Origin of the sequence: Flavicella marina (genome assembly GCF_009193215.1) — a bacterium.
Taxonomy (GTDB): domain Bacteria; phylum Bacteroidota; class Bacteroidia; order Flavobacteriales; family Flavobacteriaceae; genus Flavicella; species Flavicella marina.
Genome location: NZ_VYVA01000003.1, coordinates 1 through 26,340, shown reverse-complemented (window position 1 = coordinate 26,340; position 26,340 = coordinate 1). Strand labels below are relative to the sequence as shown.

Below are 26,340 nucleotides of genomic sequence, written 5' to 3'. Positions count from 1 at the left end.
ACTATAAAAACAACACAATCAGAACTTTATAGAAATTAACTGCTATATGTCAGTTTTTTTACCTTTTTATTGCATTAGTTTTACGGTTTAAAAACTTGTTTTATAATGGTCGTACACCACAAAACAAACTTTGAAACCACAATATCTTTGTGTCAAATATTTTTCACAAAACTAACGAAGATGAAAACAGTACAATTACAAAACGAAAAAGCCACTAAAATTAACCTACTTGACTTTAAGTCAGTTCAAATGAGAACATTCCATTTAAGTTGGATTGCATTCTTTTTATGTTTTTTCGGTTGGTTCTCACATGCACCTCTTATGAAATCAACAATTGCAGTAGATTTAAACTTAACGAGTGCACAAACAACGATTGCATTTATTGCATCTGTAGGAGTAACTATTTTCGCTCGTTTAGGAATAGGGAATCTTTGTGACAAAATCGGACCTAGAAAAAGTTATGTATACTTATTAGTCTTTGGAGCCATTGCGGTTGCAGGTTCTGCTTTTGCATACACTTGGGAAACCTATTTACTTTCTCGTTTGGCTATTGGAGTTATTGGAGCTTCATTTGTTATCACACAATACCATACATCTGTTATGTTTGCACCAAATGTTATTGGAATTGCAAATGCAACAACTGCAGGTTGGGGTAACCTTGGTGGAGGTGTAACAAACGCTACGATGCCATTAATCGCATCTGGGGTAGCTGCTTTCGGATTGGCAGAAGCTACAGAGTCATGGAGAATTGCAATGTACATACCAGCAGCTATTATGTTAGTAGTTGCATTTTTATATTGGAAATACACCACAGATTGTCCAAAAGGAAACTACACAGATTTACCTACTGAAAGACCACAATCTAAAAAAGGTGAAAAAGGTTTGTTCTTAACTGCAGCATCTGATAGAAGAGTATGGATTTTATTTGCTATGTACGCTGGTTGTTTTGGAATGGAATTATTTGTTACCGGAAAAGCTTCAACATACTACCAAGAAAAATTTAGCTTAAGTCAAGAAGCAGCAGGATTTGTTGTACTATTCTTTGGAGCTATGAATTTATTCGCTAGATCGACTGGAGGTTGGATCGCAGACAAATTTGGTAAAAACTCTGGATTAAACGGAAGGGTAAAAATATTAGTTTATGTGGTAGTTGCAGAAGGTATTGCACTTTTATTATTCTCACAAATGAACACATTAGGTTTCGCAATTGCAAGTATGGTATTCTTCTCTTTATTTGTTCAAATGGCAGAAGGAGCAACCTACTCAGTAGTTCCTTTCATTAACAGAAAAGCACTAGGAGCAGTATCGGGTATTGTTGGAGCAGGTGGTAATGTTGGTGCTGTATTGTATGCTCAATATTTATTGAGAAGTGGAGCATCACTTCAAGACGCATTCTTCACATTTGGATTTATCGTATCTTCAGTTGGTTTCTTAGGACTGTTGATCAAATTCTCTGCAGAAGATGAAAAAGCAGCAAAAGACGAACAAAACAGACTAGAATCGCTTTCAAAGGCAGCATAGTTATAAAAAATAAAATTGGTTTTAAAAAAGTCCTTTGATTCATTTCAAAGGACTTTTTTTATATTGATAACCATAACCTACGAAAACACAGTTTCACTTATGTAAAAAAAGAATTGAATACACTGACCAACAACATCTTTTAAAACGAACAAACTCGATAACTTTGTAAAACCAAACCATAAAATTTTAGTAAAATGGCTGAATGTACGGAATGTGAAAACCTAAACTGTTTGATTAAAAAACATAGTTTAGACGAAAAAATAAAAGATTTTTTAAAAAACAAGCATACCATAAAATGTAAAAAATCGCAACAATTCATCATGGAAGGAACTCCTGCTCATGGATTATTCTTTACCTATAAAGGAAAAGTAAAAGTCGCTAAAACTGGTGCAGATGAGCGCGAACAAATTGTACGTTTTGCAAAAGACGGAGACATCATTGGTCATCGTGGTGGATTCGGATCGTCTAAATATTATTCTATTTCAGCTCAGGCCTTAGAAGACTCTTCTTTGTGCTATTTTTCAAAAGAAGACTTAAAAAACATACTATTGAATATCCCGAGTTTAACATTTGATTTTATGTTATTCTACGCAGACGAATTAAGTGAAAGTGAAACTAGAGTAAGAAAACTTGCTCAAATGACCGTAAAAGAAAGAGTAATTGACTCGCTACTATACATTGACAAAAAATTTGGTTCTACAGATGGACTGTTCAACGTTTCACTTAGCAGAAAAGATTATGCTGAATATTCAGGAACTACAGAAGAACAAGTAATTCGCATTCTATCAACACTAAAAAAGCAAAACCTTATCAATGCTAAAGGACGTAAACTGGGTATCAAAAACTTCGAAGCCTTAAAAGAAGAAATCTCCAAACACACCTTAAACATGTATACTTAAAAAACACTTCTAACCCCATATTAAACTGCGCTTTCTCATACTTAGATAGCGCAGTTTTTTGTTTTATAGCATCAACCATTTGCAACAAAAAACTGTTATATAGCAGTTTTATTATTGTTTTACTACTCGTTTATACACGTGTAAAAGATTGTTTGTCTCTGTGAATATGCACCGTTTGAATCAATACACGCATCTATCTTTGTCATGTATTCAAACATGAAAATTAACACAACTATTAAATAGAAAACATGAAAAAAACAGCAATCAAAATTACTGCACTAGCAACAATCTTACTTGCTATTTCTTGCGGAGGTAAAGACAGTAAAAAGAAAACTGAAGCAGCAACACAACCAGCTGCAAAAACAAGCACACTAGAAATCGAAAAACCACAATTGACGTTTGGTTTTATCAAGTTAACTGACATGGCTCCTTTGGCAATTGCAAAGGAAAAAGGATTTTTTGAAGACGAAGGATTATTCGTTTCAGTTGAAGCTCAATCAAACTGGAAGAACATATTAGATCGTGTAATTGACGGTCAATTAGATGGTTCACACATGTTAGCAGGGCAACCAATTGCTGCAGGAGCAGGTTTTGGTCGTCAAGCTGAATTAGTTACTCCATTTTCAATGGATTTAAATGGAAATGGTATTACAGTTTCTAACAACGTTTGGGAAGGAATGAAACCACATGTTAAAAAAGATGCTGATGGAAAACCAGTACATCCGATTAGTGCTGATGCATTAAAACCAGTAATTACTGAATACAAAAACAACGGTAAGGCATTTAAAATGGGTATGGTATTCCCTGTATCAACTCACAACTACGAAATCAGATATTGGTTAGCTGCAGCTGGAATCCACCCAGGTATGTATTCTGCTAGCAACATTCAAGGACAAATTGACGCAGAAGTTTTACTTTCTGTAACGCCACCGCCACAAATGCCAGCTACTTTAGAAGCAGGAACTATCTATGGATACTGTGTAGGAGAGCCATGGAATCAACAAGCCGTATTTAAAGGTATCGGAGTACCGGTAACTACAAACTACGACATCTGGAAAAACAACCCAGAAAAAGTATTTGTTATGACAAAGCAATTCGTTGAAAAATACCCTAACACTGCTACAGCTGTGACGAAAGCATTGATCAGAGCAGGTAAATGGTTAGATACTCCAGGAAACAGAAAAGAGGCTGTGAAAATCTTATCTATGTCTCAATATGTTGGAGCTGATGAAGCTGTATTGGCAAACTCTATGACTGGTACATTTGAATTCGAAAAAGGTGACAAGCGTGAAATGCCTGACTTTAACGTATTCTACCGTTACAATGCAACGTACCCATTCTATTCTGATGCAGTATGGTTCTTAACTCAAATGAGAAGATGGGGACAAATCCCAACTGCTAAACCTGCTGAATGGTACGCAAACAAAGCGAAAGAAATCTATCGTCCTGATATCTGGTTAAAAGCAGCAAAATTATTAGCTGAAGAAGGAAAGATTCCTGCTACTGATATCCCAAGTACAGATGGATACAAACCAGCAACTAAAGATTTTATCGACGGAAAAGTGTACGATGCTAAAGACCCAATCGGTTACATCAACAGCTTTAAAATTGGAAACAAAGACAAATAATAAACTATTGTAAATATTCACCCTTGAGAAGTGAATAACTTCTCAAGGGTAATTTTTCAAACACTTATTGAAAATAGCCTTTCAATACTCTAAACAACAACAAAATGAAAGATTCTATCATTAAAGCGCTACGATTTATTGGACTTGGTTTTTTCGAACCAGTAGTTCGATTGGCAAGTGGAGAAGACACCAAAAAAAACACTATAGAAATCTTAAAACGAATCATTGCACCTATTGCATCTGTTTTATTATTTATTGGAGTTTGGTATACAGGATCTAAATCTCTTTACAATACCGAAGCTAATTACAAAATTGAAAAAACATTAAAAGATCAAGGACAAGCGGAAGCAGACAAAGTAAAAGCTTGTATTGAATCTGGTGATGCTTCATGCCAACCAAACACACTACCTTCACCTTCTCAAGTCTGGGATTCTTACAAATTACTATTAGAAGACCACCAAAAAATTAGTGAAGACAAAAAAGCCTTTAAAGAAAAAACGGCTGCTTTAAATGAAAAGAGAATCGCTCAAGGAAAAGAACCTATCGTTTATACCGGAAGACCTTCTTTCGTCGATCAAATAAAAACAAGTATCAAAACCGTTTTTGCTGGTTTCTTGTTAGCCTTGTTAATTGCTACACCTATCGGAATCATCATTGGTTTAAGCGATACCCTAAGAACTTCTTTCAACTGGTTGATACAAATATTAAAACCTGTATCACCTGTAGTTTGGTTGCTTTTAGTTTTTATGATTGTGAAAACCTTGACGAAAGATTCTACAGGAGACACCTCTTTTGTAATTTCATTTATTAGTGTTGGACTGTGTTCAATGTGGGCTACCTTAGTAAATACTGCCATGGGAGTATCTACAGTAGACAAAGACTATTTGAATGTTGCCAAAGTATTGAAACTAGGAACTTTTCAAAAAATATTCAAAGTAATTTTACCAGCGTCACTTCCTTTAATTTTTACGGGATTAAGAATCACACTTTCTGTTGCTTGGATGGTATTAATTGCTATCGAATTGTTAGCTCAAAGTCCTGGTTTAGGTTCTTTTGTATGGGAAGAATTTCAAAACGGAGCCATGGATTCTAACTCAAAAATTATTGTTGCCATGTTTGTTATAGGTATCATCGGTTTCTTATTAGACAGAATCATGTTGACCATACAAAAGTTCATCTCTTTTGATAAAAACGAAGGAATATAAATACGTCAAAAAGAATAAGTATTCACAATTAAAACACATTCAAAATGGCATATTTAGAACTAAACAATGTAACAAAAACCTACGGTAGCGGAAATAATGTTACCGAGGTACTTGACAATATCAATCTTCATATAGAAGAAGGAGAATTTGTTGCCATCGTTGGTTTTACTGGAAGTGGAAAAACTACGCTAGTAAATTTAATCAACGGACTTCAAAAACCAACTTCTGGTGAAGTATTATTCAAAGGAAAACCCGTTGAAGACACAAGTCATGAAAGAGGAGTAATTTTTCAAAACTATTCACTTCTGCCTTGGTTAACTGTTTATCAAAATATTGAAATGGCAGTTAAAGAAGCTTTCCCTAAAGAAAGTAAAGGATTTATCGACAAACGCATCAAAGAATATGTTGAAATGGTAAGCTTAAGTCACGCCATCAACAAAAGACCAAAAGAATTGTCAGGTGGTATGCGTCAGCGTGTTTCTGTAGCTAGAGCCCTATCAATGGATCCAGAAATGATTATCATGGATGAGCCACTTGGAGCTTTAGATGCTTTAACTAGAGGAAATCTTCAAGATGAAATTTTAAACATCTGGAATAAAAACAAAAGAACCGCACTATTAATTACCAACGACGTAGACGAGGGAATTTATATGGCTGATAGAATTATTCCTTTAAGACCAGGACCCAATGCAACACTAGGACCTGAATTTAAAATTGACATTGAAAGACCTAGAGACAAAACTGCCTTAAACGACAATCCAGAATACAAGAAAACAAGAAACGCAATTATCGAGTACTTAATGGATATTGGAAGCGAAAGATCTAGCAACTCAGAATTCAACTACGAGTTACCAGACCTAGAACCAAAAGATTTAAGATGGGAATTTAGAGCTTCAAAATAAACTAAAAGAGACAAGACAATGGAAACAAAAGCAATATTAAAAGAGAAATTTCCGTCGAAAGATGTAATGCTCGATTTAGTAGATTTAAAAAAAGTATACCCAACTCCTAAAGGCGATTATGTTGTATTAGAAGACCTAAATCTTCAAGTAAAAAAAGAAGAATTTATAACAATTATTGGACATTCAGGTTGCGGAAAAACAACTATGCTATCAATGATAGCAGGATTGAACGAAATATCTGGTGGAAAAATTTCTGTTTTGGGTTCTTCAATAAAAGGACCTGGACCTGACAGAGGTGTAATTTTTCAAGCACCGAGCTTGATGCCATGGATGACAGCCATGGAAAATGTAATGCTTGGAGTAAAGCAAGTATTTCCACATGGAAGCAAAAAGGAAAAAGAAGACATCTGTAAATACTATTTGAGTAAAGTTGGTTTGGATGGTTCTTTTCACAAAAGAGCATCAGAATTATCTCAAGGAATGCAACAGCGTGTAGGTATTGCAAGAGCCTTTGCAATCAAACCAAAAGTTTTATTGTTAGACGAACCTTTCGGAATGTTGGATTCTTTAACCCGCGGTGAACTACAAGATGTACTGATCGAAATCTGGAACAAAGAAAAAATTACAGCAGTAATGATTACACACGATGTAGATGAGGCAATTTTCTTATCAGACAGAGTAGTTATGATGACAAGTGGTCCTAGAGCCAAAATTGGAGACATACTGCCTATAGAATTTGAAAGACCTAGATCTAGAAAGGCAGTACTTGCGCACGACGATTATTACAAGTATAGAAAACATATGATTGACTTCTTAGAGCACTAAGATTTTACTACCTTAGAGAAGTTAAAAAAGTGTTAAAAACCTGCAAAAAGTCATATTTTAACTAATAGCAATCTCATAGATTTGCCTATATAATCAAAGAAACAAAAACGATATTAATCAACTATTAAAATTAGAAAAAAATGAAAATTAAATTTACCCTTATCGCCTTATTGTTGTTGGCTACCAGCTCAGTTATGGCACAATTTTCTTTTAGTGGAGAATTTAGACCTAGATCTGAATACAGAGACGGTTTCAACTACAAATACCAACCTAAAGATGCTACCGATCTAACTAAAGGAAGTGTAAACACCGCAGGTAGAGAAGGAACTCCTGCTTACATTCACACTGATGCCAGAGTTGCATTAGGAGCTACATATGCTGCTGAAACATACACTGCACACATTAAAGTACAAGAAGTATTTACTTTTGGTGATCGACCTCAAATTTCTGCTACTGGAAACGGAAAGATCAGAATGCAAGAAGCATGGGCAGATATTAAATTCTCTAAATTAACTTCATTTAAATTAGGTAGACAACCTCTTTCGTATGATGATCAAAGAATTTTAGGTGGTCTAGGTTGGGCTCAGCAAGCAAGAACGCACGATGTAGGTATCGTGAAATATGCTAACAACGGGTATTCTTTAGATTTTGGAGCTGGATATAATGGTGATGGTACTGATAACGTATACAATACTGCAGCTTTATTCTCTTACAAATCTATCTCTTTCTTAAGAGTTAATAAAAAGTACAATACTTTAAATATGAGTGTTTTGGCTTTATACAATGTTTTCCAAGATGGAGATCCTGCTAGTAAAGGATATGGAAATGCAAAATCTGGTTTATTTACAGGAGGTATACACTTCGACTACAAACCTGGAGCACTTTCATTCAGTGGTAACGCGTTTATACAAGACGGAGAAAGAATTGGAGAAGTTGCAGTTGAAGCTGCTTACTTAGCTAGTTTGGATGTAAACTTTAAAGCAACGGAAAAAACAGTTTTTGGAATTGGAGCTGAGGTAATCTCTGGTAAAACAGATACTTCTGTTGGATTCTTCCCATTATACGGTACGAACCACAAATTCAATGGTTTGATGGATAGATTCTACGTAGGAAACCATGCTAATGCAAACGGTTTAGTAGACTTAAATATAACAGCTGCAACAAAAATCTTCAAAACTTACGGATTAAAAATCAAAGGACATATGTTCTCTGAGCAGTCTCAAACTAAAAACTCATTAGGACAAGAAATTGACTTGGTATTCTCTAAAAAATTCAAAGAATTTTCTTTGGCAGGAGGGTATTCTCAATTCTTTGAAAGCGATGATTTTCCAAATCCTGTTGGAAATCCACCTGCAAAAAGCACACAAAACTGGGCTTGGTTAATGTTAACTATCAAACCTAAGTTTTTATAAAAAACTAAGAAATCAAACTAAGAAAAACTGCCCAAATTGGGCAGTTTTTTTTTGCTCAAAAAACAGGGGTTGTAAAAGCTGATAAAAATCAGTTTTTTAACCCTCAATCCACCTAGATAACCTTGATAAAAAAGGTGTTTTCTGTTGTTACTTCTCATGAAATTCATCATTGATTCGATTTATTTTTACATCCGTAATACTACATAAACAACACAGTAATTACAGACTCGAAATGAAAACAGAAATGATACATATCGTTCAAAATTCTTTTAAAAAGGTAATTCCAGTAGCATCGACTACGGCAGATTATTTTTACAAGAAGTTATTTGAATTCGACCCAGATCTTAAGTCCTTATTCCCTATTGATGACAAAGAAAAAATGACACAACAAGGAGATAAGTTTATGAGAATGCTATCGAGTGCTGTAACCAACTTACATCAGTTTGAAATTCTAAAACCGATACTCACCGATTTAGGAAAACGTCACGTTGACTACAACGTAAAACCCACACATTACGATGTTGTAGGTACGGCACTCATCGCAAGTATCGCAAACGGACTTCAAGACGAATTTACTTTAGAAGTAGAATTGGCATGGTGCAACTTTTACAACACCATTGCAACGACAATGAAATCAGCAACCTATTAATAAATAACCTAAAATTCATATCATGTTAAACATTTTCAAAACACTATTCAAAAAGAAAGAAGACACTATGACAGAAGAAGCTCCTGTCGATGCAAAAACCGTAAAATTAGTTCAAGATTCTTTTGAACTGGTAAAACCCATAGCACCAGCTGCTGCGGAAATTTTCTATACCAAATTATTTGAATTAGATCCAAATTTAAAACCGTTGTTTCCTACGAAGAAAAAAGGTGCAATGGCAGAACAAGGAAATAAATTAATGACCATGTTGGCAAGCGCAGTTGCAGGATTATCAGCGCTAGACAAACTTGTTCCGGTACTTCAAGACTTAGGAAAAAGACATGTCGCATACAAAGTTGAAAAATCACATTACGACACTGTGGGTGCAGCATTATTAGACACTTTAGATGCTGGATTGGGAGAAGCATTTACAGCAGAAGTAAAAGAAGCTTGGACCAAAGTTTATACAGTAATGGCAACTGTTATGATAGAAGCAGCATACGAATAAAAATAGCAACTCAAAAAACACAAACATGAAAAAATTCACTTACATATTAGCAACACTTTCGACAACATTCTTAATTTCTTGTGGAGGTGTTCCAGAAAAATCAAAAGACACCAAAAAAGAAAAGTTAGAATTTTCAGTTGCCGAAGTTTTAGAAATGGTTTCTAAAGAAAACGACGTTACCAGAACTTTGTACACAAAAGCAATTGTTGGAGCAGGAAAAAAACAAGGAATGAAATTCGATGAAGATTGGCAAAAAGAAGATGTAGAAGCCGGTCCACTACCCGCATTATTTTTAAGAGGTATTGCCAATGACATTCGCAAAAGTGATGTTCCATTAGGATTGTATTTGGGATCGGATTTCCCTATCAACAAAGCCAACAAATTTGAAGGAAAACAAGGTGAGCTTTTCAAAAAAATAAAAGAAGACAGAATCCCGCAACACTTTTACGATGAGGATCAAAAAGTATACACTGCAATGTTCGCAGATGTTGCTGGTGCTCCTGCCTGTGTATCATGCCACAACAAGCACGAACAAACAACAAAAGACGATTGGAAATTAGGCGACGTAATGGGTGCAACAACTTGGCAATACCCGACAGATTCTTTGAGTTACGATGCTACAATAGCGGTATTGAAAGCGTATAGAAACGGAACAAAAGCAATCTACAAAGACTATCTTGATGAAATAGCTGCCTTTAAATCAAGTAAAAAACCTGAAATCGGAGACAAGTGGCCATCAGCTGGTGGATTGTATTTACCAAGTCCAGAAGTATTCTTAGACAGTGTTAGAGAATTGGCTTCATATGAAACTATGACCGTTTTGTTAAAATAATATATTACTCTTTTGAAATACACCAAACAAATTACAATTACAGGCCTAGTGCTATTTTCTTTATACCTATTGCAAGAATTGTTTCAACTAAAATTTGAAGCCCTAGAAACCTTGCAACAAAGAGAAAATTACAAAAGATGGAGTGGATTAGCACTAGGTTTGATAATTCTTGCGCAATGGCTATTGACATTCAGTAGGATCATCCCAAAATTCAGAAAAAATTCGGGTACTATAAATGAAATCCATAAGTGGATTGGTGTCTTGAGTCCGATTGTTCTTTATATACACAGTACACAAATAGGCTATGGCTACTTAGCGCTTTTTAGCTATTTATTTTTGGCGAACGTACTGCTAGGAACTGTAAACTTAGACGTAATTAAATCATCAAAAGATTGGATTTTTAAGGGATGGATGATCACGCATGTATCTATTTCGATGTGTATTACCCTTTTACTCATCTTACACGTAGGTGTAGTGTTTTATTATAAATAATCGATTCTCATGAAATTAACTGTAACAAATATTATTCAAGAAACAGAACAAGCTGTTACCCTCTGCTTCAAAAACAATCGTTTCATCAACAGAATAAAATACAAACCCGGACAATTTTTAACTTTAAAAATTCCCATCAATGGTCGTGTAGAAAATCGTGCATATTCTTTTAGTTCGAATCCGTTTACCGATAAAGATTTAAAAATCACGGTAAAAAAGGTTGAAAATGGTTTGGTTTCAAATTATGTAAATAACGTAGTTAAAAAAGGTCAAAAAATAGCTATCGAAAAACCGATGGGTAGTTTTTTTATAGAGCCAAATAAAGCAAACAAAAAGCAATATGTTTTATTCGCCGCTGGAAGTGGAATCACACCCGTATTTTCGATTTTAAAATCTGTTCTTTCTGAAGAACCCAACTCAAAAGTGGTGATGGTTTATGCCAATCACGATCAAAATAACATCATTTTCTTAGAGGAGTTAAAAGCTTTAGAAAAACAATACAATGACAGATTTCAACTGGTACATATCTTAAGTCACAATACGAATCCTAATTATTATTCTGGATTTATTACCAATAGTATTGTTGAAAAGATTTTCGAGAAAAATGAAATAAATTTTGTGGAAGACCACACTTATATGATTTGTGGCCCAGCTGGATTTATGAAAAACACGAAAGAAATTTTAAAAAACAAAGGAATCCCCTTAAATAAAATTGCTGTCGAAGCTTTCAAACCAGCAAAATTAAAAATCGACAGGAAAAATTTAGTGAGTCAAGTTACAATCAAACACAAAGGTAAAGAACACTCGCTGAAGGTTCCTGGTAACAAAACCATATTACAACAAGCAATGTTAGATAACATTGTACTCCCCTACTCTTGTAGATCTGGTATGTGCAGTTCTTGTAAGGCCGAATGCTCTTCAGGAAAAATTACACTAATGAAAGGACATCTTTTACCTGAAAACGAAGTAAAAGAAGGAAAAATACTAACCTGTGTTGCTTATCCCGATAGTGAAGAAGTAACCATCGAAATTCTTAGTTAACAAATGCTCAAATTTCAAATAAATCCACTTAGACAAAGACAATTTATTGGAATCATACTCGGTATTGTTCTAGGTACTATTTTGCTATTCACACTATCAAGTGAAAGCAACGAAGAATATTTAAGCCTCGGAACCATGAATACTGGACATGAAGATTTTTCATGCAACACCTGTCATTCAGATGCTGAAGGAAATTTGTGGCAACAAGTACAATCCAACATACAATATGGAATGGGATTGAGAGAGAATTCAGTAGAGTTCGGAACCATTGATGTAGAAACTAAAAAATGTTTGGCTTGTCATGAACGAGATAACGATCGTCATCCCACCCACAGATTTCTAGAGCCAAAATTCAGAAAAGCCGTTGAAAAAATCAACACGGCTAATTGCAACACCTGTCATTCAGAACATCATGGTAAAAGAGTTACATTAAAAAAAGCAGACTATTGTATGCATTGTCATGAAGATCTTACCGTAAAAAACGACCCTTTAGATACATCACACGCAGAACTAATCAAAAATGAAGCTTGGGTAACTTGTTTACAGTGTCATGACTTCCATGGGAACCATGAATACAAAGTACCACATAAAATGAAAGACACCATTCCTCTAAGCACACTAAAAACATATTTTAATGGTGGAAAAGATCCGTTTAGTTCTCAAAAAAAGTTCACAGCCTTATCAGAAAAAGAATGGATAGCTAAATACCTCAATTAAAACTACGTATTAATACGTAGCTTCAAATAAACAGCATGAAACACTCTCATTAATTTTTGCTTAACAGTAAGATTAATGGAAACTTAGAAAAATATTTGATAAATAAAGGGAACATAAATCGTATTGTATACGTACAAAACAACAGGTTTTAAAACTTAATAATTTATTAAAACCACCTCGACTACTTAAAATTATACGTATAAAATTTTATATAACTAAGAACTTCACTTATATTTGCTCCATAATAAAAATTGTATTTACAGTGGAGCAAACAATTAAAATCCTTTTAGCGGATGATCACCTATTAGTAAGAAACGGGATAAAATCTCTTCTAGAAGAAGAGGCTTGTCTTGAGGTAATAGGAGAAGCTTCAAACGGTCAAGAAGCCCTTGAATTATCAAAAGAACTTCAGCCCGATCTACTTATTATTGATGTTCGTATGCCTATTATGGATGGTATTGAAGCTGTAGGACACCTACACAAATACGCTCCGGAAACAAAGGCTATCGTGCTTTCAATGCATGATTCTGAAGAATACATTTTAAAATCGATTAAAGCAGGTGCATCTGGATACCTATTAAAAGACACTGGTAAGCCAGAGTTTATCAAAGCAATCAAAACAATCTCTAAAGGCGATAAATACTTTAGCGGAGACATTTCTAATGTCATTGTTTCAAACTTTTTACAAAGTACCAACACAGCACCAAAAAAATCGACTTCGCCAATCAACACTCACGGATTGACGAAAAAAGAAGTTGAAATTTTACAATTAATTCTATCGGGTAGAACCAATACTGAGATCTCTGAAAGTCTTGGTAAAAGCAAGCGTACAATTGAAACTCACCGCTTCAACTTGATGAAAAAATTGAACGTAAAAAACCTAATCGAACTATCTTCAAAAGCGAAAGAATTGGGCTTTTCTTAATAAACCTGCTATTTATCATAAATATAACAAGGAAATAGTCAGATTTTAGTTTTTACATAAAAATTACGTATTAAGCTACGTATTACTACGTAATTTCGTAACTTTGTTCTAAGAATTACTGAGACAAACATCAGCTCTGTTAATTTTTAACTGAAAATATCTAAAAACTTAGGTATAAATAAAACTGAGAAAAACACATATTTATGTCATTAGCAAAATCCTATAAAACTACTTGTTCTTATTGCGGAGTGGGGTGTGGAATCATCGTAGATAAAAGCCATGATGGTACCTTAAAAGTAAAAGGAGATCCAGATCATCCAACAAACAAAGGAATGCTTTGTTCTAAAGGAATGAACTTACATTATGTAGCTCAAGATACCACTGACAGAATATTGTATCCAGAAATGAGATGGAGTAAAAACCATCCTATGAAAAGAGTTTCTTGGGACACCGCTTTAGATAGAGCTTCAGCTGTATTCAAAAGCATCATTAAAAAACACGGTCCAGATAGCGTAGGTTTTTACGTTTCTGGTCAATGTTTAACGGAAGAATATTACCTGGTTAATAAATTAACAAAAGGATTTTTAGGAACCAACAACATCGACACAAACTCACGTTTATGCATGAGTTCTGCAGTTGTTGGATACAAAAAAACTATCGGAGATGACAATGTACCCATTGCCTATGAAGATATAGAACTCGCCGATACTTTTCTAATTACTGGTGCAAATCCTGCTTGGTGCCACCCAATACTTTTTAGAAGACTTGAAAAACACAAAGAAGACAATCCGAACACCAAAATCATAGTTGTTGACCCTAGAAAAACACAAACTTGTGCCATAGCAGATTTACACATTCAAATCTTACCAGGGACAGATGTAGTTTTAAACAATGCAATTGCAAAAAGACTGATTGACAAAAAAAGGGTTGACAGCAAGTTTATTAAAGAACATACAAACAATTACGAAGCTTTAAAACAAGTTGTATCTGAAACTTCGTTAACCGAAGCAGCTAAAATTTGTGGTATCTCAGTTGGAGATATCAAACTTGCAGCTCAATATATCGGAAACGCAAAAGGTTTTATTTCTATGTGGACCATGGGATTAAATCAAAGTGTAATCGGAGTAGATAAAAACGTTTCATTGTTAAATATATCGTTGCTAACTGGACACATAGGAAAACCTGGATCAGGACCATTTTCATTAACTGGACAACCAAATGCCATGGGAGGTCGCGAAGTTGGTGGAATGGCAAACTTATTAGCAGCACACAAAAATTTAGCAAACCCAAAAGACAGAAAAGAAGTTGCAGAATTCTGGGGCTCAAACCCTATATCAGAAAAACCTGGTTTGACTGCGACCGAAATGTTCGACGCATTAGATAGCGGAAAACTGAAAGCTATTTGGGTTATCTGTACAAACCCTGTGGTAAGCCTTCCCGACTCAAACAAAATCGAAAGAGCTCTTAAAAAAGCAAATTTCGTTGTAGTACAGGACATCTCTCACAATTCAGAAACTGCTGAGTTTGCTGATTTATTATTACCTGCCGCTGGTTGGTTAGAGAAAGAAGGAACCATGACGAACTCTGAACGAAGAGTCAGTTACCTACCAAAAGGAATCGATGCTCCAGGAGAAGCATTGCCCGATGCAGAAATCTTATGGAAATTTGCACAAAAAATGGATTTCCCTGGTTTCAACTATAAAAACAGTAGTGAAGTATATGACGAACACTGTTTACTTACAAAGGGAACAAAAATTGACGTTTCTGGCCTATCACACGCAAGATTGATAGAAGAAGGAACCATGCAGTGGCCTGTACCGAACAACAAACACAAAGGAACCACTCGTCTGTACACTGATTTTAAATTTGACACAGCCAATGAAAAAGCTTCGTTCAATATACCATCAAGTACAGAAAATCAATCTGAAAAAACTAGCTCTCAATATCCGTTAATCTTAAATACAGGTAGAATTAGAGATCAGTGGCATACAAGAACAAAAACTGGGAAAGTTCAACGTTTGCTTACACATATAGAAAAACCTTACCTAGAAATGAATGGGGTCGATGCACACAATAGAAACCTTAAAGAAGGAGATATTGTGGTAGTGAGCAACCCAAGAGGTACTGTTCGAGTTACCGTTACCATCAATTACGACATCCGTTCTGGTATGGTATTTATGCCTATGCACTTCGGAAAAATATTAAACAGCGATCACGGTAGAGCAAACAACCTAACCAACAATCTTATTGATCCTATTTCCAAAGAACCAGACTTTAAATATTGTGCAGTAGAGGTAGAGAAATACGAAAAAGAAAAGCAGAAAATTTGTATCATTGGAGGTGGTGCTGCCGCCTATAGATTTGTTCAAACGTATAGAGAAAATAATCAAAGTGATACTTTGGAAGTCTTTTCTATGGAACCAACACCTTTTTACAATCGAGTTTTGTTACCCGAATATGTAAGTGAAGAGATGACTTGGGAAGAACTGCAAAAAATCAAAAAAGGTGAACTTGACAAACTAAATGTAAAATTACATGCGAGTACATCTATCACCAATATTGATCGCGAAAACAAACAAATAACAGACAGTCACGGTAACATTCATTCTTATGATTTGTTGATTATGGCAACAGGAAGTCGTGCTTTTGTACCTAAAGACGCACAATTAGATCTTCCGGGTAGATTCACCATGAGAAACAAAGCTGATGCCGATGGTTTAAAGAACTATCTTGACCAAACTGGCTTGCCATTAAACGAACAACACGTGGTAATTGTTGGTGGTGGTTTGTTAGGGCTTGAATTAGCGGCTGCTTTAAACAAAAGAAATATAAACATCACCATTGTTCAGAGAGCATCTCGTTTGATGGAGCGTCAATTAGATTTAGTTGCTAGTAGACTCTTAGCTCAAGATGTTCAGGAAAGAGGGATTCAAACCTATTTTGACAATGAGGTAAGTACTGTGTTTGAAGATGACGAAATCAACTCACTTTCTATCAACCTAAAAACAGGTAAAACACTTACGGCTAATGCAATTGTATATGCTATTGGTACAATCCCAAATATTGAATTGGCTCGATCTGCAAAACTTTCCTCACAACGTGGTGTTGTTGTAAATCAATACTTGCAAACTAGTGATCCAGAAATTTTTGCCATGGGTGAAATTGCCCAGTTTAACAACAACCTTTTCGGTATTACTTCTGCAGCAGAACAACAAGCAGATATCGCGGCAAAGTTTATTCTAGGTGACTTAAATAGTACATACAAAGGTTCAGTACTAATGAATATTTTAAAGTTTGAAGATCTTGATTTATGTAGTATTGGAAACATTGAGTACCCAGAGAGCGATTCATCTTATCAAGAAATCTTGTTAATGGATGTAAGCAAGAGTTTCTACAAAAAATGTATTGTCAAAGACGATCGTTTGGTTGGAGCTGTTATGATGGGTGATAAAAGTGAATTCGCTGAATTTAAAAGCTTAATTGAAGATAAAACAGAACTTTCAGACAAACGAGAAGAGCTGCTGAGAGGACAAAGCAACGCAACCCCTGTAATCGGAAAATTAATCTGTTCTTGTAGTCAAGTAGGAGAAGGAAACCTGATCGAAACTATCAATAGTGGCTGTACAGAATTTACCGAATTATGTAAATCTACAGGTGCTGGTCTAGGTTGTGGTAGTTGCAAACCTGAAGTCAGAGATATTTTATTAGAAGAAACAAAAAAACAATTGGCGTAAGTCCATAAAAAGACATCGATATGACAAACGAATTACAAAGAATATTCATAAAAGGAGGTGTATTGTCGCCTAGTGAATTGAAAAGAGTCATTGAATTAGCTGAAGCCTTGGGTTTGAAAGAAATTTCTTTTGGATCAAGACAAGATATCAATCTGCCAATTAACGAATCAGACAAAGAAATTCTAGAGCAATTTCCGGATTTAACAATGGACACGGTATCGGAAGCATCTTTTCAAAATATCGTATGTTCTTATGTTTCTACCGACATCTTTAAAAACACACCTTGGTTAAATGGTGTAAAATATTTGTACATACTCGAGAATTTCAGATACTCTCCTAAGCTTAAAATCAACATAACTGACCCAAAACAACAATTGGTTCCAATATTTAGTGGAGAATTAAATTTTATAGCCTCTGAACATGAAGACTATTGGTATTTGAATTTAAAACTCCCACACTGGGAAGAATCTGTATTTTATCCAGTACTTATCTTTAGCTATGACATTCATAAAATCTCAAAAGAGATCGAAGAAATATATACTGATGCTGATGATGTTGAAGAGTTGTTTGATTTAGTGAATGCCAATTTAGAAACAAACAATCGCACTATAGAAAAAGACTTGGTAATTCCTTTCGAACCCTTTCCTTATTATGAAGGAATGAACAAAATGGGAATCAATCGATATTGGTTAGGTTTGTATTGGAGAAACAACAAATACGATTTAACCTTTCTAAAAGACTTTTCAGAATTTTGTTTAGACCATAAAGTTGGTAAAATATGTCTGACATCTTGGAAATCTTTTATCGTAAAAGGTATTTACCAAGAAGACAAACTTACTTTAGAAAAATTCTTAGGAAAAAGAGGAATCAATGTAAGACATTCATCACTAGAAATGAATTGGCACATACCTGTTGCAGATCCAGAAGCCTTAAGCCTAAAAGAATTTATCGTTAAAAGCTTTGACCAAAATGACATCAGCACATACGGAATGACTTTTGGAATCAGTAATTTCGGTCAAAACAATTCGTATTTCACGACAGCTATGGTTGAAAAAAACAAAACACCAGACATTGTCAAAAACTTTCAAGTAAGACCTACATTTAACGTTTTGTACTCTAAGAATTTCGACCCAAACACGCAAGATTATATTGTCTATGCTCAAGATGTTGATAAAATTGAACTACCGGGATTACTCATGGAATTGAGTAAAATGTATTTCGATCAATTGGGAGATACGCCACAAGAAATACAAGACAAAAAGGTAAAAAAAGAAGTTAATGAAAAGGTTGAAGTATATCAATGTTCAGATTGTATGACAATATACGATAGCACATATGGTGATGAAAAAGCCAACATACCACCCCATACAGAATTCGAAGAACTTCCAGATGACTATGTATGTAATGTATGTGAGGGAGCTAAAACTCAATTCGAAAAAACAGCTGTGTAAAAAAGTTAATTTTATAAAACAAAAAAGGTCAATCATTAATTTATTGACCTTTTTTATTTTTCTCTATTCATTAAGAATAATAGTTTTCAGCTGTAACAATTTCTAAGGGCGACAAAATTCTTTGTTCGGGCTGCTTATTTTGCAATAAATAATCTGACATACACTGAATTGCATCATACCCTTGCTCAAATGACTTTTGAGATATCAGATAGGTAATTAAATCCTTCTTTAAAAATTTTAAATTTTCATCAGTTGTATCATGCCCTATCACAACTAACTCTTTCAGACAATCCTTACTTAATGCAGCAACAACTTTTGATACCTGACTAGACGGAACATACAATCCCTTTATGGTTGGATTTTTATCTAGACAACCTCTAAGTTGGTCACGTATTGTTTTTAAATTATCTAGCGTATTCAACGTAAGATTATGAACATCTATCGCTATATTTTTATCTTCAAAATAAGATGCAACACCTTCCATTCTATCTGAGATAGCACGATAATTGTCTATATTTTCTCGATAATTCACTACCAAGAATTCCGCTGAAATTGACATGCTAACATGCAACAATTTACCGACTAGTTTTCCACTCCTATAAGCATCTTGACCTACATAAGACAAATTTTTACACCCTTCTATATCTGTATTTAAAAACAAATACGGAATCTCTTCTTTGTCTAAAGCTGCTACTATTATTTTAGTTTCTGCTTTAAAAGTAGGCACCAAAACCACAGCATCTGGCTTCGACTTCATCATCAAATCAAATTGAGCAAGATAGGTACTAGCATCGAATTGATTGAATGCAAAACTTAGGGTTTGAACTCCATAAAAACCCACCTCTTCCTTCGCTTTCAGAACTCCTAAATAGGGAGATTTCCAAAACGAATTTTGATTATCAAAAGCAGGAAGCAATGTGGCTAATGTATATTTTTTTCGATTTGCCAACTTACTAGCAACATCGTTGAGTTTAAACTTATGTTGATCTAGTAATAATCGGATTCTCTTCGCCGTTTTTTCAGACACTCCAGACCTGTTATGAATCACCCTATCTACAGTACCCGTAGATACTTGAGCCAATTCGGCTATTTCCTTAATCGTTATCATAAAAACTCAATACTTACTAAAACAAATCTATTCAAATTAATCGACAATTATTACAGTCCCCCATTACAAACTTAAAAAACAGGAACACAAATTTTACTTAATCGTTTAAGTGGACATGGTTAAAACACAAAACACCAGTAAAAGTATAGCTTTAAGAAGAAAAACTGCCCTATCTAAAAACGATCAATCTAAACAAATCATACTTCCTTGCATGATTTAATCTATGGTATCCTATAATTTTGACTCACTAACTTAAAAAATAGCAGCATTGTATTATATAGGATTTGACATAGGAAGTTCTTCCGTTAAGGTAGCCGTTGTAAACGCAAGTACAGGAGAAAATCTAGCGGCAGTTCATGAGCCAAAAAGTGAAATGGAAATTAATGCTATTCATGCAGATTGGGCTGAACAAAATCCCGATACTTGGTGGAAATATGCTTGCATTGCTTCTAAAAGAGCAATCAAGGAATCTAGAATTGATGCAACAAAAATTACAGGTATCGGAATTTCTTACCAAATGCATGGTTTGGTTGTTGTAGACAAAAACGGAACTCCTTTAAGAGATTCAATCATTTGGTGTGATAGTAGGGCTATAGAAATTGGAAATAAAGCTTTTGAAACTATTGGAGAGGATGTTTGCGCTGCAAAACTTTTAAACTCACCAGGGAATTTTACTGCTTCTAAGTTAAAGTGGGTTCTTGACAACGAAAAAGAAACCTATGACAAAATCTACAAGTACATGCTACCAGGTGATTATATCGCCTACAAATTAACAGGTATTTTTAACACTACTAAAAATGGATTATCCGAAGGAATTTTGTGGGATTACGAGGCGGATTCTGTGGCTGATTTTCTTTTAGAAAACTATGGTATTGATCCTTCATTGACACCTGATATTGTAGAAAATTTTAGCAATCAAGGAACTGTTAATCAAAAAGGAGCCGAGGAATCTGGTATTCCTGTTGGTGCTACCGTAAATTATCGTGCAGGGGATCAACCCAACAACGCGCTTTCTTTAAATGTATTCAATCATGGAGAAGTCGCAGCAACGGGAGGTACTTCTGGAGTTATTTATGCAGTAACGAATTCGAAAAAGTCAAAAGAATCTTCTAGAATAAACAATTTCGCACATGTAAATTACTCTAAAGACAATCAAATTTTAGGAAAACTAATGTGCATCAATGGTTCTGGAATACAATACCGTTGGATGAAAGACAATTTAGCAGCTGATTCGTATGAAGAGATGAACAATAAAGCAGGAGAAGTACCTGTTGGCTCTGAGGGATTGATTGTGATACCATTCGGAAATGGAGCTGAAAGAATTTTAAACAATAAAAATGTAGGTTCTCAATACTGCAATTTAAACTTCAACAAACATTCAGATGCACACATGTATCGTGCGGCGCTTGAAGGTATTGCATTTTCGTTCGTTTATGGAATGGATATATTGAAAAATGATAACGCTGTTATCAATGTAATTAGAGCAGGAAACGACAATCTTTTCCGTTCTGAAATATTCTCAAATACAGTAGCCACTCTAATTGGTCATGAAATAGAAATATACAACACAACAGGGTCTGTTGGAGCGGCAAGAGCAGCAGGATTGACAGATGGAGACTTCAAAAAATTCGGAGACAACATCACACAAAACGACCATGTAATGACTTATAAGCCTTTGCAAAATAAAGCGCCTTATGTAGAGGCCTACAATGCATGGAAAGCCACATTAGAAAATCTAATCAAATAACAAAATAAATTATATCATATGTCTAAGTTAACAATCGGAAGTAAAGAGTACTTCAAAGGAATTGGAGAGATTAAGTTTGAAGGGAAAGATTCAAAAAACCCATTAGCTTATAAGTATTACAACCCAGATCAAGTGATTGCTGGAAAAACGATGAGAGAACATTTTAAGTTTTCTATCGCTTACTGGCATACATTCTGTGGACAAGGTTCTGACCCTTTTGGACCTGGTACACAAAATTTTGAATGGGACCAAAATACTGACCCTGTTCAGGCCGCAAAAGACAAAGCCGATGCAGCTTTTGAATTTATTACGAAGATGGGATTTGACTACTACTGTTTCCACGATTTTGATTTAATTCAAGAAGGGGCTACTTTTGAAGAATCTGAAGCACGTTTAAAAGAAATTGTTGCTTACTTAAAAGAAAAACAAGCAGCTTCTGGTGTGAAATTATTATGGGGTACTGCAAACTGTTTTTCTAATCCAAGATACATGAATGGAGCCTCTACAAATCCAAACTTTGACGTAGTTGCCAGAGCTGGTGGTCAAATAAAACTAGCTTTAGACGCTACTATGGAATTAGGCGGTGAAAACTACGTATTCTGGGGTGGACGTGAAGGTTATATGTCTTTATTAAACACAGATATGGGACGTGAATTAAACCATATGGGACAATTTTTAGGATTGGCAAAAGATTATGCTAGAGGTAAAGGTTTTAAAGGAAATTTCTTTATCGAGCCAAAACCAATGGAACCAACAAAACACCAATATGATTTTGATGCAGCAACCGTGGTTGGATTCTTAAACAAGCACAACTTACAAGACGATTTCAAAATCAACTTAGAAGTAAACCATGCTACTTTAGCAAGCCATACCATGCAACACGAAATGGATGTTGCTGCGCAAGCAGGTATGTTAGGTAGTATTGATGCGAACAGAGGAGATTACCAAAACGGATGGGATACAGATCAATTTCCAAACAATATTCAAGAAACTGCTGAAGCAATGTTGGTGTTTTTAAAAGCTGGTGGATTGCAAGGTGGAGGAGTGAATTTTGATGCAAAAATCAGAAGAAACTCAACTGACTTAGAAGATGTTTTCTTAGCTCATATTGGTGGTGCTGATACTTTTGCAAGAGGATTAATCATTGCAGATAAAATCATGAAAGAATCTAAATACAACGAATTGAGAGAAAATCGTTACAGCTCTTTTGACTCTGGAAAAGGAAAAGAATTCGAAGAAGGAAAATTATCTTTCGAAGATCTTTATGCTATTGCAAAAGAAAATGGTGAATTACCAAACATCAGTGGTAAACAAGAACTATTTGAAAATATTGTAAACGAAAATATATAACCAAGAAACAACAGGGTGTATGAGCAATTATACACCCTGTTGTTTTGAAATAAACTAACTAACTTAAACGTCAAAAACATGGATAAAGCAAATTCTAGCTACCTTTTAAAACTAACCTTAGTAGCCACATTAGGGGGCTTATTATTCGGGTATGACACAGGTGTAATCTCAGGAACCGTAGGTTCTCTAGATCACTTTTTTGTTATACCAAAGGGATTAAGCGAAACAGCCGCAAGTGCCTTTAAAGGATTTCTCGTATCAAGCGCATTGATCGGTTGTGTAATTGGCGGTGTTTTTGGTGGAATCATCAGTAAAAAATTAGGAAGAAAAAAAGGATTGATACTGGCTGCAGTATTATTTTTAATTTCTGCATTAGGTTCTGCAATGCCAGAAATGCTGATTTCTCCAATTGGAGAAGGTGACCATACTTTATCTACAGTTTTTATCATTTACAGAATCATTGGAGGAGTTGGTGTAGGACTAGCATCAATGCTTTCTCCCTTGTACATTGCAGAAATTGCACCCGCTGATAGCAGAGGAAAATTAGTGTCATTTAACCAGCTTGCTATCGTAGGTGGTTTTATGGTTGTTTATTTTGTAAACTATTTTATTTCTAGAGCAGGTGGTTCTGATGAATGGCTAAATGCAATTGGTTGGAGATGGATGTTTGCATCAGAAGTTATCCCTGCTGGACTGTTTCTTGGACTACTATTTTTAGTTCCAGACACGCCAAGATCTTTAATGCTGCAAAACAAACCAAAAGAAGCGTTAGATGTTTTGATCAAAGTAAACGGAGAAAAAGAAGGAAACTCAATTCTAGAAGAAATAAAAGCTTCGATGAACGAAAAAACTTCTGGACATATTTTATCATTTGGTTGGTTGGTTATTATCATTGGAGTATTGATTTCAGTATTTCAACAATTTGTTGGTATCAATGTGGTTCTATATTACGCTCCAGAGATATTTAAAACCATTTCATCAGGAACAGATAGTGCTTTACTGATGACTATAATTGTTGGAATTGTAAACTTCTTATTTACCATTATTGCTGTAAAAACAGTAGACAAATATGGTAGAAAGCCTTTAATGATTATCGGTGCAGCTGGAATGGCTGTAGCTATGCTTTCGTTAGGATTTGTATTCTTTGCAGAAGGTTCAGGTTATATCGCACTTTTCTGTATGATGTTGTATGTAGCTAGTTTCGCTGTAAGTTGGGGACCAGTTGCCTGGGTTTTATTGGCTGAAATTTTTCCAAACAAAATTAGAGGAAGAGCCTTGGCTGTTGCCGTTGCTGCGCAGTGGATTTCTAACTACCTAGTATCGCTAACTTTCCCAATGATGAATGACAATTCATACTTAACGGAGCAATTCAATCATGGGTTTGCCTATTGGATATATGGAATTATGAGCATTTTAGCAGCACTATTTATTTTGAAATATGTACCTGAAACTAAAGGTAAAACTCTAGAAGAAATGGAGAACCTTTGGGACAAAAAACAATAAATTAAATCGGTTTGGAAACAAACCAAAACTATAAATTAGAATGAAATTTTTTATCGATACAGCAAATCTTGAACAAATTAAAGAAGCACAAGATTTAGGAGTTTTAGACGGAGTAACTACAAATCCATCATTGATGGCCAAAGAAGGTATTACTGGTGAAAAAAACCAATTACAACATTATTTAGATATCTGTGAAGCAGTAGACGGAGATGTTTCTGCTGAAGTTATTTCTACAGATTTTGAAGGAATGGTAAAAGAAGGTGAAGCATTGGCTGCATTACATCCTCAAATCGTTGTAAAATTACCGATGATCAAAGACGGAGTAAAAGCATGTAAATATTTTTCTTCTAAAGGAATTAGAACAAACGTAACATTGGTTTTCTCTGCTGGACAAGCATTATTGGCAGCAAAAGCTGGTGCAACATATGTATCACCATTTTTAGGACGTTTGGACGACATTTCAACAGACGGAATCAATTTAATTGAAGAAATCAGATTGATCTATGACAACTATGGATTTGAAACTGAAATATTAGCAGCATCTGTTAGACATACTATGCATGTTATTAATTGTGCAAAAGTAGGTGCTGATGTTATGACAGGTCCTTTATCATCTATCGAAGGATTGTTGAAACACCCTTTAACAGACAGTGGCTTGGCTAAATTTTTGGAAGATTACGCCAAAGGAAACTAATATGGAGATTCAAGAATTAAATAACTTAGTATTTCAAACGCGAAGAGATATTTTGCGAATGGTACATAAAGTGAATTCTGGTCACCCAGGAGGATCTTTAGGATGTACCGAGTTTCTAGTTGCATTGTACAACGAAATAATGGAATTGAAAGAGGGTGCTTTTGATATGAACGGTGCGAACGAAGATTTATTTTTCTTATCTAACGGCCATATCTCTCCTGTATTCTATAGTGTCTTAGCACATCGTGGTTATTTCCCCGTAGCTGAATTAAACACTTTTAGATTGTTAAACTCTCGCTTACAAGGTCATCCTACTACCCATGAAGAATTACCTGGTGTAAGAATAGCTTCCGGTTCACTCGGACAAGGTTTGTCTGTTGGGATTGGTGCTGCACAAGCTAAAAAACTGAACAACGACAAACAGCTTGTGTATACTTTACATGGTGATGGAGAATTACAAGAAGGTCAAAACTGGGAAGCAATTATGTACGCTGCAGCAAAAAATGTAGACAATTTAATCGCAACCATAGATTTTAACGGTCAACAAATTGATGGATCTACAGATCATGTTTTGAACATGGGAGACTTAGGTGCAAAATTCACCGCTTTTGGTTGGGATGTTATTTCTATTGAAAAAGGAAATGATCTTCCTGCAATTATCAACGGTTTGAAAGAAGCTAAATCTAGAACAGGTAAAGGAAAACCTATTTGTATATTATTACATACGGTTATGGGAAATGGAGTTGATTTTATGATGCATACACATGCTTGGCATGGAAAAGCACCAAATGACGAACAATTGGCAATCGGACTCTCTCAAAACACAGAAACTATAGGTGACTATTAAAATTTGATGATGAAAAAATATACATATACAGAATCGAAAGATACACGTTCTGGATTCGGAGCTGGTTTAGCAGAATTAGGAAGAACAAACCCTAATGTTGTGGCACTTTGTGCCGATTTGATTGGTTCTTTAAAAATGGACAAGTTTATTGAAGAAAATCCAAATCGTTTTTTTCAAATTGGTATTGCAGAAGCAAATATGATTGGTATTGCGGCTGGACTTACCATCGGAGGTAATATTCCTTTTACGGGTACTTTTGCCAACTTTTCTACAGGTAGAGTTTACGATCAAATTCGTCAATCTGTTGCCTACTCAGATAAAAACGTAAAAATTTGTGCTTCTCACGCTGGATT

The 26,340-nt window shown here is 35.0% G+C and carries 22 protein-coding genes and 1 pseudogene; 22 read left to right on the top strand and 1 reads right to left on the bottom strand.

Annotation, left to right across the window (positions count from 1 at the left end; all coding sequences use genetic code 11):
- The first annotated feature begins 180 nt into the window (after window positions 1–180).
- From F6P99_RS07125 to F6P99_RS07050, 16 genes are all read left to right on the top strand, one after another.
- Window positions 181–1,521, top strand: a complete 1,341-nt coding sequence (locus tag F6P99_RS07125) for an MFS transporter (protein WP_152286782.1) — start codon at window positions 181–183, stop codon at window positions 1,519–1,521.
- A 194-nt stretch (window positions 1,522–1,715) separates the two neighbouring features.
- On the top strand, window positions 1,716–2,420 hold the full coding sequence (locus tag F6P99_RS07120; RefSeq protein WP_152286781.1) for a Crp/Fnr family transcriptional regulator: 705 nt from the start codon (window positions 1,716–1,718) through the stop codon (window positions 2,418–2,420).
- A gap of 248 nt (window positions 2,421–2,668) precedes the next feature.
- Window positions 2,669–4,048 carry a CmpA/NrtA family ABC transporter substrate-binding protein gene (locus tag F6P99_RS07115; RefSeq protein WP_152286780.1) on the top strand — a complete coding sequence of 460 codons (1,380 nt, stop codon included), beginning with the start codon at window positions 2,669–2,671 and terminating at the stop codon, window positions 4,046–4,048.
- Window positions 4,049–4,152: 104 nt separating this feature from the next.
- Window positions 4,153–5,253: an ABC transporter permease gene (locus tag F6P99_RS07110; protein WP_152286779.1), complete on the top strand. Its 1,101-nt coding sequence runs from the start codon at window positions 4,153–4,155 to the stop codon at window positions 5,251–5,253.
- A gap of 44 nt (window positions 5,254–5,297) precedes the next feature.
- The gene (locus F6P99_RS07105; protein WP_152286778.1) at window positions 5,298–6,155 is read left to right on the top strand and encodes an ABC transporter ATP-binding protein; all 858 of its coding nucleotides are present in this window, start codon (window positions 5,298–5,300) and stop codon (window positions 6,153–6,155) included.
- Between the two features lie 18 nt (window positions 6,156–6,173).
- Complete coding sequence (locus F6P99_RS07100) at window positions 6,174–6,980, top strand: ABC transporter ATP-binding protein (RefSeq protein ID WP_152286777.1); 807 nt, start codon at window positions 6,174–6,176, stop codon at window positions 6,978–6,980.
- 140 nt (window positions 6,981–7,120) lie between these two features.
- Window positions 7,121–8,392: an alginate export family protein gene (locus tag F6P99_RS07095; RefSeq protein ID WP_152286776.1), complete on the top strand. Its 1,272-nt coding sequence runs from the start codon at window positions 7,121–7,123 to the stop codon at window positions 8,390–8,392.
- 232 nt (window positions 8,393–8,624) lie between these two features.
- A complete protein-coding gene (locus F6P99_RS07090) occupies window positions 8,625–9,041 on the top strand; it encodes a globin family protein (RefSeq protein ID WP_152286775.1) in 417 nt (138 codons plus the stop codon).
- A 22-nt stretch (window positions 9,042–9,063) separates the two neighbouring features.
- A complete protein-coding gene (locus F6P99_RS07085) occupies window positions 9,064–9,546 on the top strand; it encodes a globin family protein (protein ID WP_226913041.1) in 483 nt (160 codons plus the stop codon).
- A 25-nt stretch (window positions 9,547–9,571) separates the two neighbouring features.
- Complete coding sequence (locus F6P99_RS07080; protein ID WP_152286774.1) at window positions 9,572–10,378, top strand: c-type heme family protein; 807 nt, start codon at window positions 9,572–9,574, stop codon at window positions 10,376–10,378.
- Between the two features lie 12 nt (window positions 10,379–10,390).
- Entirely contained in the window at window positions 10,391–10,870 is a 480-nt protein-coding gene (locus tag F6P99_RS07075; RefSeq protein ID WP_152286773.1) for a hypothetical protein, read from the top strand.
- Between the two features lie 9 nt (window positions 10,871–10,879).
- On the top strand, window positions 10,880–11,911 hold the full coding sequence (locus F6P99_RS07070; RefSeq protein ID WP_152286772.1) for a ferredoxin--NADP reductase: 1,032 nt from the start codon (window positions 10,880–10,882) through the stop codon (window positions 11,909–11,911).
- Window positions 11,912–11,914: 3 nt separating this feature from the next.
- Entirely contained in the window at window positions 11,915–12,628 is a 714-nt protein-coding gene (locus tag F6P99_RS07065; RefSeq protein WP_152286771.1) for a multiheme c-type cytochrome, read from the top strand.
- 262 nt (window positions 12,629–12,890) lie between these two features.
- On the top strand, window positions 12,891–13,553 hold the full coding sequence (locus tag F6P99_RS07060) for a response regulator (RefSeq protein ID WP_152286770.1): 663 nt from the start codon (window positions 12,891–12,893) through the stop codon (window positions 13,551–13,553).
- Between the two features lie 203 nt (window positions 13,554–13,756).
- The gene (locus tag F6P99_RS07055) at window positions 13,757–17,287 is read left to right on the top strand and encodes a nitrate reductase (protein ID WP_152286769.1); all 3,531 of its coding nucleotides are present in this window, start codon (window positions 13,757–13,759) and stop codon (window positions 17,285–17,287) included.
- 20 nt (window positions 17,288–17,307) lie between these two features.
- Entirely contained in the window at window positions 17,308–18,738 is a 1,431-nt protein-coding gene (locus tag F6P99_RS07050) for a rubredoxin (protein ID WP_152286768.1), read from the top strand.
- Window positions 18,739–18,808: 70 nt separating this feature from the next.
- Here the strand turns inward: F6P99_RS07050 and F6P99_RS07045 are convergent, their stop codons facing one another.
- Window positions 18,809–19,846, bottom strand: a complete 1,038-nt coding sequence (locus tag F6P99_RS07045; RefSeq protein ID WP_152286767.1) for a substrate-binding domain-containing protein — start codon at window positions 19,844–19,846, stop codon at window positions 18,809–18,811.
- Window positions 19,847–20,114: 268 nt separating this feature from the next.
- Here F6P99_RS07045 and F6P99_RS07040 point away from each other — a divergent pair, with 268 nt between their 5' ends.
- The 6 genes and pseudogenes from F6P99_RS07040 to F6P99_RS07015 all read left to right on the top strand — a co-directional run.
- Entirely contained in the window at window positions 20,115–21,593 is a 1,479-nt protein-coding gene (locus F6P99_RS07040) for a xylulokinase (RefSeq protein ID WP_152286766.1), read from the top strand.
- Window positions 21,594–21,611: 18 nt separating this feature from the next.
- On the top strand, window positions 21,612–22,943 hold the full coding sequence (gene xylA, locus F6P99_RS07035) for a xylose isomerase (RefSeq protein WP_152286765.1): 1,332 nt from the start codon (window positions 21,612–21,614) through the stop codon (window positions 22,941–22,943).
- Between the two features lie 78 nt (window positions 22,944–23,021).
- Window positions 23,022–24,446 carry a D-xylose transporter XylE gene (gene xylE, locus F6P99_RS07030; RefSeq protein WP_152286764.1) on the top strand — a complete coding sequence of 475 codons (1,425 nt, stop codon included), beginning with the start codon at window positions 23,022–23,024 and terminating at the stop codon, window positions 24,444–24,446.
- Window positions 24,447–24,486: 40 nt separating this feature from the next.
- Window positions 24,487–25,140, top strand: coding sequence for a fructose-6-phosphate aldolase (gene fsa, locus F6P99_RS07025; protein ID WP_152286763.1), 654 nt, complete (start codon window positions 24,487–24,489; stop codon window positions 25,138–25,140).
- Between the two features lies 1 nt (window position 25,141).
- Window positions 25,142–25,987, top strand: coding sequence for a transketolase (locus F6P99_RS07020; RefSeq protein ID WP_152286762.1), 846 nt, complete (start codon window positions 25,142–25,144; stop codon window positions 25,985–25,987).
- A gap of 9 nt (window positions 25,988–25,996) precedes the next feature.
- Window positions 25,997–26,340, top strand: a pseudogene (locus F6P99_RS07015) (transketolase family protein); the annotation flags it as partial.